Annotated in this window: 14 protein-coding genes; 7 read left to right on the top strand and 7 right to left on the bottom strand. The window is 63.4% G+C overall.

Going from position 1 to position 14,558, the window contains the following annotated elements; translation table 11 throughout:
- Positions 1–35: 35 nt before the first annotated feature.
- The 3 genes from ispD (at position 36) to FYB76_RS10420 (ending at position 1,799) form a co-directional block, all read left to right on the top strand.
- On the top strand, positions 36–776 hold the full coding sequence (ispD, locus tag FYB76_RS10430) for a 2-C-methyl-D-erythritol 4-phosphate cytidylyltransferase (protein WP_154133602.1): 741 nt from the start codon (positions 36–38) through the stop codon (positions 774–776).
- Positions 773–1,276, top strand: a complete 504-nt coding sequence (gene ispF, locus FYB76_RS10425; RefSeq protein ID WP_088753313.1) for a 2-C-methyl-D-erythritol 2,4-cyclodiphosphate synthase — start codon at positions 773–775, stop codon at positions 1,274–1,276. Before ispD ends, ispF begins: the two co-directional genes overlap by 4 nt.
- A gap of 316 nt (positions 1,277–1,592) precedes the next feature.
- Positions 1,593–1,799, top strand: a complete 207-nt coding sequence (locus tag FYB76_RS10420; RefSeq protein WP_006464465.1) for a cold-shock protein — start codon at positions 1,593–1,595, stop codon at positions 1,797–1,799.
- A gap of 159 nt (positions 1,800–1,958) precedes the next feature.
- Here the strand turns inward: FYB76_RS10420 and aceB are convergent, their stop codons facing one another.
- Positions 1,959–3,545, bottom strand: a complete 1,587-nt coding sequence (aceB, locus tag FYB76_RS10415) for a malate synthase A (protein WP_088753312.1) — start codon at positions 3,543–3,545, stop codon at positions 1,959–1,961.
- A 252-nt stretch (positions 3,546–3,797) separates the two neighbouring features.
- Between aceB and FYB76_RS10410 the strand changes: the two genes are divergently transcribed.
- The gene (locus FYB76_RS10410; protein ID WP_154133601.1) at positions 3,798–4,718 is read left to right on the top strand and encodes a LysR family transcriptional regulator; all 921 of its coding nucleotides are present in this window, start codon (positions 3,798–3,800) and stop codon (positions 4,716–4,718) included.
- Positions 4,719–4,725: 7 nt separating this feature from the next.
- Here FYB76_RS10410 and FYB76_RS10405 read toward each other — a convergent pair whose 3' ends face one another.
- Together FYB76_RS10405 and FYB76_RS10400 are read right to left on the bottom strand one after the other, a co-directional pair.
- The gene (locus FYB76_RS10405; RefSeq protein WP_154133600.1) at positions 4,726–6,336 is read right to left on the bottom strand and encodes a methyl-accepting chemotaxis protein; all 1,611 of its coding nucleotides are present in this window, start codon (positions 6,334–6,336) and stop codon (positions 4,726–4,728) included.
- Positions 6,337–6,552: 216 nt separating this feature from the next.
- Positions 6,553–7,950 (bottom strand): PLP-dependent aminotransferase family protein, encoded by a 1,398-nt coding sequence (locus FYB76_RS10400; protein WP_154133599.1) that lies wholly within the window; start codon positions 7,948–7,950, stop codon positions 6,553–6,555.
- A 181-nt stretch (positions 7,951–8,131) separates the two neighbouring features.
- Between FYB76_RS10400 and FYB76_RS10395 the strand changes: the two genes are divergently transcribed.
- The 3 genes from FYB76_RS10395 to FYB76_RS10385 all read left to right on the top strand — a co-directional run bounded on the left by FYB76_RS10395 (position 8,132) and on the right by FYB76_RS10385 (position 12,363).
- The gene (locus tag FYB76_RS10395; RefSeq protein WP_088753308.1) at positions 8,132–9,433 is read left to right on the top strand and encodes a hydroxymethylglutaryl-CoA reductase, degradative; all 1,302 of its coding nucleotides are present in this window, start codon (positions 8,132–8,134) and stop codon (positions 9,431–9,433) included.
- Between the two features lie 66 nt (positions 9,434–9,499).
- Entirely contained in the window at positions 9,500–10,714 is a 1,215-nt protein-coding gene (locus FYB76_RS10390; protein ID WP_088753307.1) for an ABC transporter substrate-binding protein, read from the top strand.
- A gap of 347 nt (positions 10,715–11,061) precedes the next feature.
- Positions 11,062–12,363 carry an MFS transporter gene (locus tag FYB76_RS10385; protein ID WP_154133598.1) on the top strand — a complete coding sequence of 434 codons (1,302 nt, stop codon included), beginning with the start codon at positions 11,062–11,064 and terminating at the stop codon, positions 12,361–12,363.
- A gap of 57 nt (positions 12,364–12,420) precedes the next feature.
- On the opposite strand, the gene FYB76_RS10380 is transcribed toward FYB76_RS10385, so the two are convergent.
- The 4 genes from FYB76_RS10380 to FYB76_RS10365 all read right to left on the bottom strand — a co-directional run bounded on the left by FYB76_RS10380 (position 12,421) and on the right by FYB76_RS10365 (position 14,524).
- Positions 12,421–12,756 carry a helix-turn-helix domain-containing protein gene (locus tag FYB76_RS10380; protein WP_088753305.1) on the bottom strand — a complete coding sequence of 112 codons (336 nt, stop codon included), beginning with the start codon at positions 12,754–12,756 and terminating at the stop codon, positions 12,421–12,423.
- Between the two features lie 125 nt (positions 12,757–12,881).
- Positions 12,882–13,268, bottom strand: a complete 387-nt coding sequence (locus FYB76_RS10375) for a helix-turn-helix domain-containing protein (protein WP_088753304.1) — start codon at positions 13,266–13,268, stop codon at positions 12,882–12,884.
- Between the two features lie 2 nt (positions 13,269–13,270).
- Positions 13,271–13,663: a hypothetical protein gene (locus tag FYB76_RS10370; RefSeq protein WP_088753303.1), complete on the bottom strand. Its 393-nt coding sequence runs from the start codon at positions 13,661–13,663 to the stop codon at positions 13,271–13,273.
- A 9-nt stretch (positions 13,664–13,672) separates the two neighbouring features.
- Entirely contained in the window at positions 13,673–14,524 is an 852-nt protein-coding gene (locus FYB76_RS10365) for a vesicle formation protein (protein ID WP_154133597.1), read from the bottom strand.
- Positions 14,525–14,558 lie beyond the last annotated feature (34 nt).

The raw sequence follows: 14,558 nt of genomic DNA, 5'->3' as shown, positions 1-14,558 counted from the left end.
CCGCCGCCAGGCGGGCGCCGGGCCAGGTGCATGGCATGAACCCTTCGCAGTCCGCGTCTTCCCCGCCCCGCCACGTTGCGCTCATCCCCGCCGCAGGCGTGGGCGCGCGCATGGGCGGCCAGATCCCCAAGCAATATATGCCGCTGGCAGGCCTGCCCATGCTGCTGCACGCGCTGCAGACCTTCGCGGCCCATGCACGCATTGCGCATACCTATGTAGTGGTCAGTGCCGAAGATGGCTGGATTGACTCCCTGATGACGCAGGATTTGTTGCAACGCGTGAGCATCCTGCGGGTCGGCGGACCAACGCGCCAGGACAGCGTGTTCAATGGCCTCAACGCCATCCGTGACCAGGTCGCCGACGCCGACCGGGTGCTGGTCCATGATGCCGCCCGTCCCGGGTTGGATGCGGCGCTGCTGGATCGTCTTCTCGATGCGCTGGCAGGCGACGAAGTCGGTGGCCTGTTGGCCGTGCCGGTCGTCGACACCTTGAAGCGCGGCGATGGCGGCACCCCTGCCCGCTCGCAGGAGACCGTCCCGCGCGCCGGCCTCTGGGCGGCGCAGACCCCGCAGATGTTTCCCTATGCCCTGCTGCAGCGCGCCTTGCAGCAGGCACAAGCCCAAGGCCGCCTGGGCGAGATCACCGACGACGCCAGTGCCATCGAGATGCTGGGCTTGCGTCCGCGCCTGGTCGAGGGCAGCCCCCGCAATCTGAAGGTCACGCTGGCGCAGGACGCCGCGCTGGCCGAATTCTTCCTGAAAGGTCCGCACGCATGAACGCTTCTTCACCCTTCCCCTTCCGTATCGGCCAGGGCTATGACTGCCACGCCCTGGTGGAAGGCCGCCCGCTGATCCTGGGCGGCGTCACCATCCCGCACAAAAAGGGCCTGCTGGGTCATTCGGATGCAGATGCACTGTTGCACGCCATCACCGACGCGCTCTTCGGCGCTGCCGCGCTGGGCGACATCGGCCGCCATTTCCCCGATACCGACCCGCAATTCAAGGGCGCCGACTCGCGCGTGCTGCTGCGCGAAGCCGCCAAGCGGCTGGCTGCCGCCGGCTACGCCGTGGGCAACGTGGATGCCACCATCATCGCGCAGGCGCCCAAGATGGCACCGCATATCCCGGTCATGGTCGCCAACGTTGCGGCCGACCTCGGCATTACCGAGGGGCAAGTCAATATCAAGGCGAAAACCAACGAAAAAATGGGATTTTTGGGCCGTGAAGAAGGGATTGCCACCGAAGCGGTTGTGCTGATCCACCGCCAAAACGGCTGAAACGGCCTGTCAGAAACTGACGGACAGGACCTCGTAGGACATCGACCGACACGCTGAAAGCCGCACCAGACAAGGGATTGCGGGCGACGGATTGCACCATTTCCCGGCATGCATGGAAATCTAAAGCACCGAAAAAAACCATTAAAACTTTTAATTGAACTTTCGTGCCGAAAATGGCTTGCATTCTCGATTTAATGAGTATAATCGTCGCGTCGTTAGGATTCGAGCTGGTAGTGCGGTTCTTCGCTGTCATTCCTCCCGAGTAACGATAAAGAGCCGGGCGCAAGCCCCAATCAATTAAATTTAGGAGTCCGTAATGGCAACTGGTACCGTCAAGTGGTTCAACGATGCAAAGGGTTTTGGTTTCATCACTCCCGATGAAGGTGGCGAAGATCTGTTCGCTCACTTCTCGGCTATTCAATCGAATGGCTTCAAGTCCCTGAAGGAAAACCAACGCGTTTCCTTCGAAGTGACCACCGGCCCGAAGGGCAAGCAAGCTTCGAACATCGTTCCGGCTGCTTAAGCTTTTCAAGCTGATAAAAAATCCCCGACTCGTCGGGGATTTTTTTCGTCCTTCACTTTCTTGCTTTCGTACTTTCGCAACGTGAAGCGATGGGCACAAAAAAATCCCCGCCCTCTTGCGAGTGGCGGGGATTTTCATTTCAACTGAAGCGGATCTGAATCAGATTTCTTCGTACAGCGGCAGCGTCAGGAACTCGGCGAAGGTCTCGGAAGTGGACATTTCTTCAAAGATCTTGGCGGCGCGGTCGTAGGTCGGGCCATCGCCTGCCACTTGCTTCACCTTGGCCAGCTCTTCCGGGATCATCGCGCGCACCATGTCAGCGGTGACCTTGCGGCCGTCTTCCAGGTTGCCCTTGGCGCTGCGGATCCACTGCCACACCTGCGCACGGCTGATTTCGGCGGTGGCCGCATCTTCCATCAGGTTGTGGATGGGCACGCAGCCGTTGCCGGCCAGCCAGGCACCCAGGTAATGGATGCCGACGTTGATGTTGTAGCGCAGGCCGGCTTCGGTGATCGGGGTTTCCGGCTGGAAGTTCAGCAGGTCAGCCGCCTTCACTTCGACGTCCGGACGCTGCTTCTCGAACTGGTTGGGCTTGTCGCCCAGCACGGCCACGAATTCCTTCATGGAGGCTTCGACCAGGCCCGGGTGGGCCACCCAGCCGCCGTCGTAACCGTCGGTCGCATCGCGGCGCTTGTCGTTGATGATGCCCTGCATGGCGATGGCGTTCTTTTCCGGATCGTTCTTGATCGGGATCAGCGCGCTCATGCCGCCGATGGCCGGCGCGCCGCGCTTGTGGCAGGTCTTCAGCAGCAGCAGCGCGTAGGCGCGCATGAAAGGCGAGGTCATGGTGACCTTGGCGCGATCGGCCAGGCAGAAGTCCTTGTCGTTCTTGAACTTCTTGATGCAGGAGAAGATGTAGTCCCAGCGGCCGGCATTCAGGCCAGCGCTGTGCTCGCGCAGTTCGTAGAGGATTTCTTCCATCTCGAAGGCGGCGGTGATGGTCTCGATCAGCACGGTGGCCTTGATGGTGCCTTGCGGCAGGCCGATTTCGTTCTGGGCCATCACGAAGATGTCGTTCCACAGGCGGGCTTCGAGGTGCGATTCCATCTTGGGCAGATAGAAGTACGGACCGGCGCCGCGCGCCAGCTGTTCCTTGGCGTTGTGGAACAGGAACAGGGCGAAGTCGAAGATGCCGCCGGAGATGCGCTTGCCGTCGATGGTGACGTGCTTTTCATCCAGGTGCCAGCCGCGCGGACGCACCACCAGGGTGGCGATCTTGTCGTTGAGCTTGTAGCTCTTGCCGTTCGATTCCAGCGAGATGGTGCGGCGGATGGCGTCATACAGGTTGATCTGGCCGCTGATCTGGTTGTCCCAGACCGGGGAGTTGGAATCCTCGAAGTCGGTCATGTAGCTGTCGGCGCCCGAGTTGAAGGCGTTGATGACCATCTTGCGCTCGACCGGGCCGGTGATTTCCACGCGGCGGCACTTCAGGGCCTCGGGAATGGGGGCGATCTTCCAGTCGCCGGTGCGGATGGATTCGGTTTCCTTCAGGAAGTCGGGGCGCTCGCCGGCGTCCAGGCGCTTGACGCGCTCGGCACGGGCGGCCAGCAGTTCCTGGCGGCGGCTTTCGAAGGCGCGCGAGAGCTTGGCGACCAGCGACAGGGCTTCAAAGGTCAGGACGTTCTCGTAACCCGGCTTGATCTCGCCGGAGATTTCCATGCCGGTGGGCAGCTTCAGTTGCGTCATGCTGGACTCCTCAAAAAGAAAAATGGACTGGGTGATCTTGTTTTCATGATTGTGCCTGAGAGCGTGCAGCTTTTTGCATCGCATCAGACACTTTATGTACGCAGTATATTTAAACCAAATCGATATGAGTGAAAGCTTTTATCAATTTATCTTTGCGTTTTAGTCACAAGTGAGCCGATAATGGCCGCATCGCGCCGCGCCAGTTGCGGCGCGGCTTTGCCGCCGATAGAAAGGCGTGGGGAGGGTGACAGCATGGATCAGTTCAAGCAGATTTCGACCTTTGCCGAGGTAGCCGCCCGTGGCAGCCTGTCGGCGGCCGCCCGTGCGGAAGGCATCGCCCCGGCCATGATAGGCCGGCGCCTCGATGCGCTGGAGGAGCGCCTGGGTGTCAAACTGCTGCAGCGAACCACGCGCAAGATCGTGCTCACCAACGAGGGCGCGGCCTTCCTGGAGGACTGCCAGCGCATCCTGGCCGACCTGGAAGATGCCGAATCGGCGGTGTCCGAACGCAGCGCCCGTGCCAGCGGGCAATTGCTGATCTCGGCCCCGGCCGGCTTTGGCCGCCAGCACGTGGCACCACTGGTGCCTTCCTTCCTGGCCGAGCACCGCGATGTCACGCTCACCCTGAACCTGAATGATCGTATTGCCGACGTGATCGGTGAAGGCATCGACGTGGCCATCCGCATCGCCACCCTGACGGACTCCAACCTCGTGAGCGTGAAGCTGGCCGAGAACCATCGCGTGATCGTGGCCGCCCCGTCCTACCTGCGCCGTCATGGCACGCCGGCCAGTCCTGATGAGCTGGCGCGCCACAACTGCCTGGCCATGAGCAGCGAAGGCAGCCAGCGCGGCTGGACCCTCAAGCAATCAGGCAAGGTGAGCGTCTACAAGGTCGGGGGCAACATGGTCTGCAATGACGGGGAGGTGCTGCACAACTGGGCGCTGGCCGGGCGCGGCCTGGCCTGGCGCTCGATGTGGGAAGTGGGCGCGGCCATCGAGGCGGGCGAACTGGTGACGGTACTGGACAAATTCGCCGCCCCGGCACCTTCCATCTACGCGGTGTTTGCACAGCGGCGGCACCTGCCGCTGCGCATTCGCGCCTTCGTGGATTTCCTGCGGCACGCCTATGCGCAGCCGGACTACTGGAAGCAGCCCGGCGCGGGCCTGCGCTGAAGCAGGCTCAGTGCGGCAGCGTCGGGCTGGCCGGGGTCACATCGATCTCCCGGCGCACCACGGCTTCCCCTTCACTGACCCGGAACACGCTGACCATCTGCGCCAGCCGTCCCGCCTGGTTCTGCATGGAAGCGGCAGCCGCAGCCGCCTGCTCCACCAGCGCTGCATTCTGCTGGGTCACCTGATCCATCTGGGTGATGGCCAGGTTGATCTGCTCGATGCCGCTGGTCTGCTCGGCACTGGCCGCGCTGATCTCGGCGACGATGTCGGTAACGTGGCGCACGCTGCTGACTACTTCCTGCATGGTGGCGCCGGCCTGCTCGACCAGGCGGCTGCCGTCGCCGACTTTTTCCACCGAGTCATTGATCAGCTCCTTGATCTCCTTGGCGGCAGACGCCGAGCGCTGGGCCAGCGAGCGCACTTCCGAAGCGACCACCGCAAAACCGCGTCCCTGTTCACCGGCACGCGCGGCTTCCACCGCGGCGTTGAGCGCCAGGATGTTGGTCTGGAAGGCGATGCCATCGATCACGCTGATGATGTCCACGATCTTGCGCGAGGACGCATTGATGGCGCCCATGGTATCGACCACCTGGTTGACCACGCCACCGCCCTGCTCGGCCACGCTGGAGGCCGATTGCGCCAGCTGCGCCGCCTGGCGGGCATTGTCGGCATTCTGGCGCACGGTGGAAATCAGTTCTTCCATGGCCGACGCGGTCTCTTCCAGCGAACTGGCCTGCTGCTCGGTGCGGCTGGAGAGGTCCAGGTTGCCGGCGGCGATCTCGGCCGAGGCCGTGCTGATGGTGTCGGTACCCGAGCGCACATTGGTGACGATGCCGCGCAGGCTGTCATTCATGTCCTTCAGGGATTGCAGCAACTGCCCGGTCTCGTCGCTTGACTTGACCTGTACCTCGGTGGCCAGGTCGCCTTCGGCCACCTTGCGCGACACCACCACCGCCGTTTGCAGGGGCTTGGTGATGCCCAGCGTCAAGGCGCGCGCCAGCACGATGCCCAGCAACAGGATCAGGCCCTCCAGCACCAGGATCAGGATGCGGCTCTGGGCGGCGATGTTGTCGATTTCCTTGGCGGTATCATCGATGGCCTTGCGCTGGATGTCGACCAATTCGCGCATGAGCTTCTGGTAGGTCGCAGCCGCCGGCACGAACACCGTATCAAGCAGGCGCATGGCCTCTTCCACGTTGCCTGCCGCCTTCAGTTTGACGATCTGGTCACGCGAGGACAGGTAGACCTTGCGCTGCTCGCCGATCTTCTGGAACAGCGCCTTCTCTTCGGGGGTGACCAGCAAGCCTTCGACCTGCTTCTGGTACTCCGAGGAACTCTTGGTGGAGGCTGCGGCTTCCTCGGCGAAGTACGCTGCCAGTGACGGATCACTGCTCTTGGCGATGGCCAGGGTGCGGCGGATGCCGGCAGTCAGGTTGGTGTACCAGTCACCCATGAGGCGCTCGGTCTTGAGGGGGTCGTTCATCATCTCGCGCGTGGCCGTGGAGACCTGCTCCAGCCGCCACAGGCTGATGGCGACCACCACCGCTGAAAACGCCAGGATGACGGCAAAGCCCAAGGTCAGGCGTTTGCCGATGTTCATGTTGCCAAGGATATTCATGTGTTTTCCGTCCCTAGCGCAGGCTACGGGGCGGCGCCTGCGCATTGTCATCTTGATTATTGTTGTCACGACGGCAGTCCCCACTGCCATCGATGAGCACTATGGCACGCACAGGCAAGCGGGACAAGGCAACTAAACCCCGAACAGACGGGCAATGGCGGCTCTCTTCCGGCGGGCACGGAAATGCACCGCAAAAACACCCCAGCATGCGGGAATTCAGGCTTGTCGATCCAGCAAGCCGGCCATCGCGGCGGCAAATCGCGGATCCGACAGCAGGCCGACGTTGAAGCGCGACCAGGGCACTGCCTGCTCGGGCTCGACATGAAAGATGCTGCCCGGCGCCAACACCACGTGATGCGCCAGCAAGGCCTGCGCCAATGGCTTGGCGTCGGCAAAGCCGGGAAACTTCGCCCACAGGTACATCGATTGCTGGGGTGCGCAGAACAGCTCCGCGCCCAGCTGCTGCAACTGCCGGCAGGCGGCGTCGGTCGCCTGCTGCAGGCGATCGCGCAGGCGCGCCGTGTGGCGGCTGAAATGGCCATCGGAGAGGATCACATCGAGCGTGCGTTCGCAGTATTCGGAACTGCTCATGTGCACCAGCATCTTGATGTCGGCCAGGTCGCTGGCCAGGTCCCGGTGGCAGGCGATGAAACCGACCCGCAGCGCCGCCGAGACCGACTTGGAAAAACTGCCGATGTAGAGCGTGCGGCGCAACTGGTCGAGGGTGGCGATGCGCGGCGCGGTGGCGGGCTTGAAGTCGGCGAAGGCATCGTTTTCCACGATGAGGGCATCGTAGCGGTCGGCCAGCTGCAGGATCTGGTGGGCCTTGTGGGGCGCGGTGTCGGACGCCGTGGGATTGTGCGCCAGCGACTGGGTGAAGAACAGGGGCGCCTTGCCCGGGCGCTTCAACTCGCGCTCCAGTACCTCCAGGTCTGGCCCGTCGGCGTGGCGGGGAATGCCGATGATGCGCGCCCCCGACAGCTTCAACTTGCCATACAACATGTAGTAGCCCGGCTCATCGACCAGCACCCGGTCGCCGGGGCGGATGAAGTTGCGGATCACGATGTCCAGCGCCTGGTTGGCGCCATGGGTCAGCACGATCTGGCTGGTAGCAGCCTCGATGCCATGCTGGGCCAGCTTCTGCACCAGGTGCTGGCGCAGCGGCAGGTAGCCGAAGCGGCTGCCGTAGCCGAACAGTGCACCCATGCCGGTGCGCACCACCTTCTGGTGGAACTTGTCCAGCCGCACGTCGTGCAGCCACTCCACCGGCGGAAAGCCATCGCCCAGGCGCAGGTGGCCGGGGTCGTGCTTCAACTGTTCACGCATGAGCCAGACCACGTCCATGGCGCGGCTCAGGCTGCCCTCCTCTTCCTCCTTGGGACGCGGCGGCGTGGCACAGACGAAGAAGCCGGAGCCGCGCCGGGGCTCCACCACGCCTTGCGCCGTCAATTCCTCGAAGACGTTGACGATGGTGTTCTTGGCGCAGCCATGCTGGTCCGCCAGCGCCCGAATGGACGGCAGGCGGCTGCCCGGGGCATAGGCGCCCTCGGTGATCTGGCGGCGGATCAGTTCCACCAGTGTCCGGGTCAGGGTGAGGGTCGGGGCTGGGGCCATGGGTGATCGAATCTTGCTGCAATGCAAAGGGATTGTCTTGGGTACAGTTGCAGCGCTGTTGGCGCCAACTGTACCCATGCGCAATGGTACACCCTTGTTATTCTGCCAGCGCTGGAGAGGGCCGCTCCAAGCGCTGCCCTTTCCCAAGCCTTCATATCACGACCAAAAGAGAGACAAGCGCATGCACAGTGACACCCACTCCGCCAGCGATTCGCGACTGCCCGGATTCCGCACCCTGACCCCGCCGCAGCGCCTGGCGGAAATCGCCCGCCTGGCCGGACTGGGAGGAGGCGAGCAAGCCTTGCTGGGGCAACCTGGCGGCCTGCCGCTGGCCACGGCCGATGGCATGATCGAGAACGTGGTCGGCACCTTCCAGCTGCCGCTGGGCGTGGCAGGCTACTTCCAGCTCAACGGCCGCGACGTGCTGGTGCCGATGGCCGTCGAAGAACCCTCGGTGGTGGCCGCCGCCTCCTTCATGGCCAAGCTGGTGCGGGCCTGCGGCGGCTTCCAGACCTCCAGCAGCACGCCGCTCATGCGCGCCCAGATCCAGCTGCTCGGGGTGACCGATCCGCATGGAGCACGGCTGGCCATCCTCAAGGACCGCCAGGCCATCATCGACATCGCCAACAGCCGCGACAAGCTGCTCAACGACTTGGGCGGCGGCTGCCGGGACATTGAGGTGCACGTCTTCCCGGACACCCGGCGCGGCGCAATGGTGGTGACCCACCTGATCGTGGACGTGCGCGATGCCATGGGCGCCAATACCGTCAACACCATGGCCGAGGCAGTGGCCGGCCATATCGAGGAAATCACCGGCGGCAAGGTGCGGCTGCGCATCCTCTCCAACCTGGCCGACCTGCGGCTGGCACGGGCCAGGGTGAAGGTTTCTGCAGAGGTGCTGGCCACCAACGCGTACAGTGGCGAGGAAGTCATCGATGGCATCGTCGATGCCTATGAATTTGCTGCCGTCGACCCCTACCGCGCAGCGACCCACAACAAGGGCATCATGAACGGCATCGATCCGGTCATCGTCGCCACCGGCAATGACTGGCGCGCCGTGGAAGCCGGTGCCCATGCCTACGCCTGCCGCCATGGCCGCTACACCTCGCTGACGCACTGGGAAATCGCTGCCGATGGCGACCTGGTGGGCACGCTGGAGATTCCCATGCCGGTGGGCCTGGTGGGTGGTGCCACCAAGACCCATCCGGCGGCACGCGCGGCCCTGAAGATCCTGGGCGTGCAGTCGGCGCAGGAGCTGGCCGAAGTGGCAGTGGCCGTGGGCCTGGCGCAGAACATGGCGGCCCTGCGCGCGCTGGCCACCGAAGGCATACAGCGCGGCCACATGGCCCTGCATGCGCGCAATATTGCGCTGGCCGCCGGTGCCGAGCCGCACGAGATGGAATGGCTGGTGCAGCAGATGGTGGCCCGCCACGATGTGCGCGTGGATTACGCCAGGTCGCTGCTGGCCGAGCGACGCGGCTGAAGTACCGATCACAGAGAATGACCCTGAGCCGCTTCCGGCGGCCAATAACAACGAGGAGACAAGCGCATGAACCCATCGACTACGCTGCGCAAGCTGGCAGCCGCCTGTGCCATCGCAGGCATTTTTGCCGGGCCGGCCATGGCCCAGGTGTCCAACGACGCGGTCCGCATCGGCTTCATCACCGACATGTCCGGCCCCTATGCCGACACCGATGGCCTGGGCGGGCTGGAAGCCATCCGCATGGCTGTGGCCGACTACGGCGGCAAAGTGCTGGGCAAACCCATCGAGGTGCTCTCGGCGGACCACCAGAACAAGGCCGACATCGCCGCCACCCGCGCCCGTGAATGGGCCGACGAACGCGGCCTGGACATGCTGATCGGCGGCGTCAATTCGGCCACGGCCTTGTCGATGAACAAGGTGATGGCCGAAAAGAAGCGCGTCTACATCAACATCGGGGCCGGTACCGCGCGCCTGACCAACGAGGAATGCACGCCCTACACCGTGCACTACGAGTACGACACCGTGGCCCTGGCCAAGGGCACGGCCAGCGCCGTGATCAAGCAGGGCGGCAAGTCCTGGTTCTTCCTGGTGGCCGACTACGCCTTCGGCCATTCGCTGGCCAATGACACCAGTGCCGTGGTCAAGGCCAGTGGCGGCACGGTGGTGGGCTCGATCAAGCATCCGCCGCAGTCCTCGGACCTGTCCTCCTTCCTGCTGCAGGCGCAGGCCTCCAAGGCACAGATCCTGGGGCTGGCCAATGCTGGGGAGGACACGGTCAATTCCATCAAGGCGGCCAAGGAATTCGGCGTGACCAAGACCATGAAGCTGGTGGGGCTGCTGATGGTCATCAACGACATCCATGCGCTGGGGCTGGCCAACGCCGAGGGCCTGATGATGACCGACAGCTGGTACTGGGACAAGGACGAGCCTTCGCGCAAGTTCGCCGAGCGCTTCTTCCAGAAGATGAAGAAAATGCCCAGCACGCACCAGGCAGCAGCGTATTCGGCCACGATGACTTACTTGAAGGCGGTGGAAGCCATTGGTACCGATGACGCCACCAAGGTCATGGCGCAGTTGAAGAAGACCCGCATCGACGACTTCTACAACAAGGGATATATCCGCGCGGATGGACGCAATATCCACGACATGTACCTGTACCAGGTGAAGTCGCCTGCCGAGTCGAAGAAGCCGTGGGATTACCTGAAGTTGCTGGAAACCATCCCGGGTGAACAAGCCTTCACCACGGTGGCGGATTCCAAGTGCAGCCTGCTCAAGCAGTGATGGGGAAGTGAAGTTTCACCGCAGCAGAGCAGAACCTGCGGTTTGAGGGCGGGGCCTGGGGGTCTCGCCCTTCGTCATTCATGTGCCTGATGGCAAGTCCACCGTGGCTTGACCATCCGTGCGCTCTTTACATCAACGACTTGCCTTGGCTGGAGCTTGCGCCTACTCTTGCAACCGCCCTGCCCGGTCTGGCGCGTTGATCCTGATGCACCATGTCTTCCGGGCGGCACAATATCGCGCGCGGCCAGCCGTCAGCGCAGACACAGCGCCCTGATTCCCCCACCCGGACCGGGGCGCGAAGACAGCGCCGGCCTCAAGGCCGGCCTCCCCTACGCCAAGGAGCCCCTTTGAGTCAGCACCCGCCCAGCCCATCCAGCCATACCGCCGCCCCGGCCGGCTTCACCCGCTACCAGAAGACCGTGGTCGGCCTGCTGGCCTTCCTGCAATTTGCGGTCATTCTTGATTTCATGCTGATGTCGCCGCTGGGCGCAGTGATCATGCCGGCCATGCAGATCACGCCGCAGCAGTTCGGGCTGGTGGTGTCGGCCTATGCCTTCAGCGCCGGCGCCTCCGGCCTGCTCACGGCGGGCTTTGCCGACCGCTTCGATCGCAAGCGCCTGTTGCTGTTTTTCTATGGCGGCTTCGTGCTGGGAACCGTCTGGTGCGGCCTGGCGCAAAGTTTCGAAAGCCTGCTGGTGGCGCGCATCGTCACGGGCCTGTTCGGCGGCGTGATCGGCTCCATCACCCTGGCCATCGCCACCGACCTGTTCGCGCCGCACCTGCGCGGACGCGTCATGGGGATCATCCAGACCGCCTTTGCCGCCAGCCAGGTGCTGGGCATTCCGATCGGGCTCTACCTCTCCAACGCCTGGAACTGGCATGTCCCCTTCCTGGCCATGGCTGCGCTGGGCGCGCTGGGTGGTGTGGTGGTCAGCTTCAAGATGCAACCGGTGGATGGCCACCTCAAGCTCAAGCAGGAACATACCGCATGGATGCACCTTTATCACACCATCACGGAACCGCGTTACCTGACCGCCTTTGCCACCACGGCCCTGCTGATGACGGGCGGCTTCATGCTCATGCCCTTCAGCAGCGCCTACCTGGTGGGCAACCTGGGCATCGACCTCCATCACCTGCCCACGGTCTACCTGGTGACCGGCCTGTGCACCATCGCCTTCGGTCCCCTGATCGGACGCGCTGCTGACAAGGTGGGCAAGTTCCGGGTCTTCGTCTTCGGTGCGGTACTGTCCATCATCATGGTGCTGGTCTACACCCATTTGGGGCCGGTGACGGTGCCGATGATCGTGCTGGTGAACGCAGTGCTGTTCCTGGGCATCTTCTCGCGCATGATCCCGTTCCAGGCACTGGTCTCATCGGTGCCGGCAACCACCCAGCGCGGCTCCTTCAATGCGATCAGTTCGTCGATCCAGCAGCTCTCGGGCGGCGTGGCCTCGATCGTGGCGGGGCATATCGTTACCCTGGGGCCCAATGGCCAACTGCAGCATTTCGACGTGGTCGGTTACGTCATTGTCGGCACGACGCTGCTGGCCTCGGTGCTGGTGTGGCGCCTGAACCGGGACGTCAAGGCAAGCGCAGCCACCATGGCAGCCGCCACGCAGGCATCCTCCGCCAATGCGGCGGGAAGATGATCGGGCGGCGCCCTGCCCCGCCTGCATCAAGAGGAAGAGGTGTGCGGAGGCGCCCTTTCAGGTACCAGTGCGGCCGGCATAGCTGGCCAGGCTGCGGATGATCTCGCGGCCTTGCACATCGGTGCGGCAGTAATGATCGATCAGCTGCCGCACGTCGGCATCGCTTTCCTGCGGCAGGACTTCCGGCTCGCTGCCGGTGAGCAGCCAGTTGAGGTCGACTGCAAATTCCCGGTACAGCTGCAACAACAATTCGCCACCGGGCATGGCCTTGCCGGCCTCCAGCCAGCTGATGTGGCCGGTGGATGTACTGAGGCGCTGACCCAGCTCACGTTGGCTGAGGCCGTGTGCGAGCCGGATCTCCTTGATCCGGACGCCAATTTCTTCACTGAACATATCCTCTCCTCTGTACGGACGCACCCGCTCGCGCCGCCCGTACCCCTGTTGCCCACGGTGCTGCTGACGCTATCCTGACCCGTGCCGCCGGAAGGCAAGCACGGCAATGGCCAATGCGGCGATATTCAGCCGCGCCTGGCGACCAGGAAGCTCGCTACCGCCATCACCAGCGCCTTGCCGCGTTCTGTCGCGCGGATGTAATCACCGATGAGTACCTTGACGTGGAAGCCATGGCGTGGCGGCAGTTCCTGTTCCAGACCGGTCAGCAACCAGTTGATGTTGACGTCGAACTCCCTGTGCAGCGATCGCAGGAAACGCCCACCCGGCATGCTGTGCCCCAATTCCACACAGCTGATGTAGGCGCCGGAAGTTCCCAGGCGACTGGCAAAGTCGCGCTGGTTCAGGCCGCTCATATGGCGCGTCGCCTTGAGGCGCTCGCCGATGGCTTGTTTGCTGCCGCCGACGGCATATCCCGGCGCGTTGTCATTGTCATTGTCAATGGGCGCATCCATGTTCAACCTCCGAACGGATAAGGCGAAGCGGGCACCCACTCCGGCCAGTGCCGGCCGCCGGCATCGGCCACAGGGTGGTCGTGTCCGAGGCTGGAACCGGATTGATTGAGGAAATCGAACTGCTCGCTCTGCATGAAAATCTGCTGCAACGTCAGTACGCCATCACTGAACTCCAGGCGCCGCTCAGGGTTCACCAGCGCATCCAGCGCGCCTTCGCGCAGCAGGATCTGGCCGCCGCTGCGCAACACCAGCAACAGGTCGATGCCGAGGCTGCGCACGTCCCGGATGGTTTCGATGGGAATCTTGCGCAGCGCGGTCCCGGCCTGGGTCACGTCCAGCGTATAAGTGGTCTTGCCGACCAGGGCTTCCTCGATGGAACTTGCGGCGTCAGACATCAGGCGTCCTCATTCGCTTTTCTGGATACGGATTTCCAGGCCTTCCGTGCCACTCTGGCGGGCAGCCGGGACCGGTTCGATGCGCTGGCGGATGCGGGCCGCCGGCACACCGATGGACAGCAGGTGGTTACGCACCGCCACCACGCGATAGAAGGCCATGCGGTTGGACTCCGACAAGCCCTCGACGGCCGCCGAGGAAATGGTGAAGTTCTGTTCCACGCCGGGGTTCCATTCGAAGTGCTTGACGAAGGTCTCATTCATGCGCCTGGCTTCGTCCGGATTCAGGTCCACGGTACCTGGACGGAAGCGCACGATCAGCACGCTGGGCCGCAAGGCGAACTGCTCCACGCCGGTGGGCAGCGCCCCGGCCGTGCCGCTGGCGTTGAGTACGCGCTCGGAGGCACCTTCCTTGGCCAGGTCGGCTTCGGGCGTGGACTTCATGTTGTTGCCGCGCTCCTTCTGGTTGGGCTTCTCGACCTTGGCCAGGCCGGACGCCTTGAAGCGCTGGTCGCTCTCGCGCAGCTTTTCCTTCAGCTCGGCCACGTCGGCCTTGTAGCGGACCTCGTTGTTGTTGAGCGTCTGGCGCATCTGTTCGATCTGGGCATGCAGCTCCTCAGCACTGGGACTGACCGGTGCGAGCGCATTGGGGCCGGGCAGCGCCTTGGGGAAAGGTTTGCCTGGCGCCTCCATTTCGGTGGCCTTGGCATCCTTGGCCTCGTCTCGGGCACGTATGGAAAAGTACATCACGGCCATGGCCAGGATGGCGATCAACAGCAACAGGTACATGACCATGTTGACCATGGAATCGACATAGCCGGGCCAAAAGTTTTGTTCATCGGTATCTGCGGATGGGGCTGCCATTTTTTCTCCTTCTACTGGTTTGAAAAACACCGGA

It is taken from the genome of Herbaspirillum sp. CAH-3 (assembly GCF_009668275.1).
Classification (GTDB): Bacteria; Pseudomonadota; Gammaproteobacteria; order Burkholderiales; family Burkholderiaceae_D; genus Herbaspirillum; species Herbaspirillum aquaticum.
Note: the sequence above shows the minus strand (reverse complement) of the source record. Positions and strands in the feature narration are given on the sequence as shown.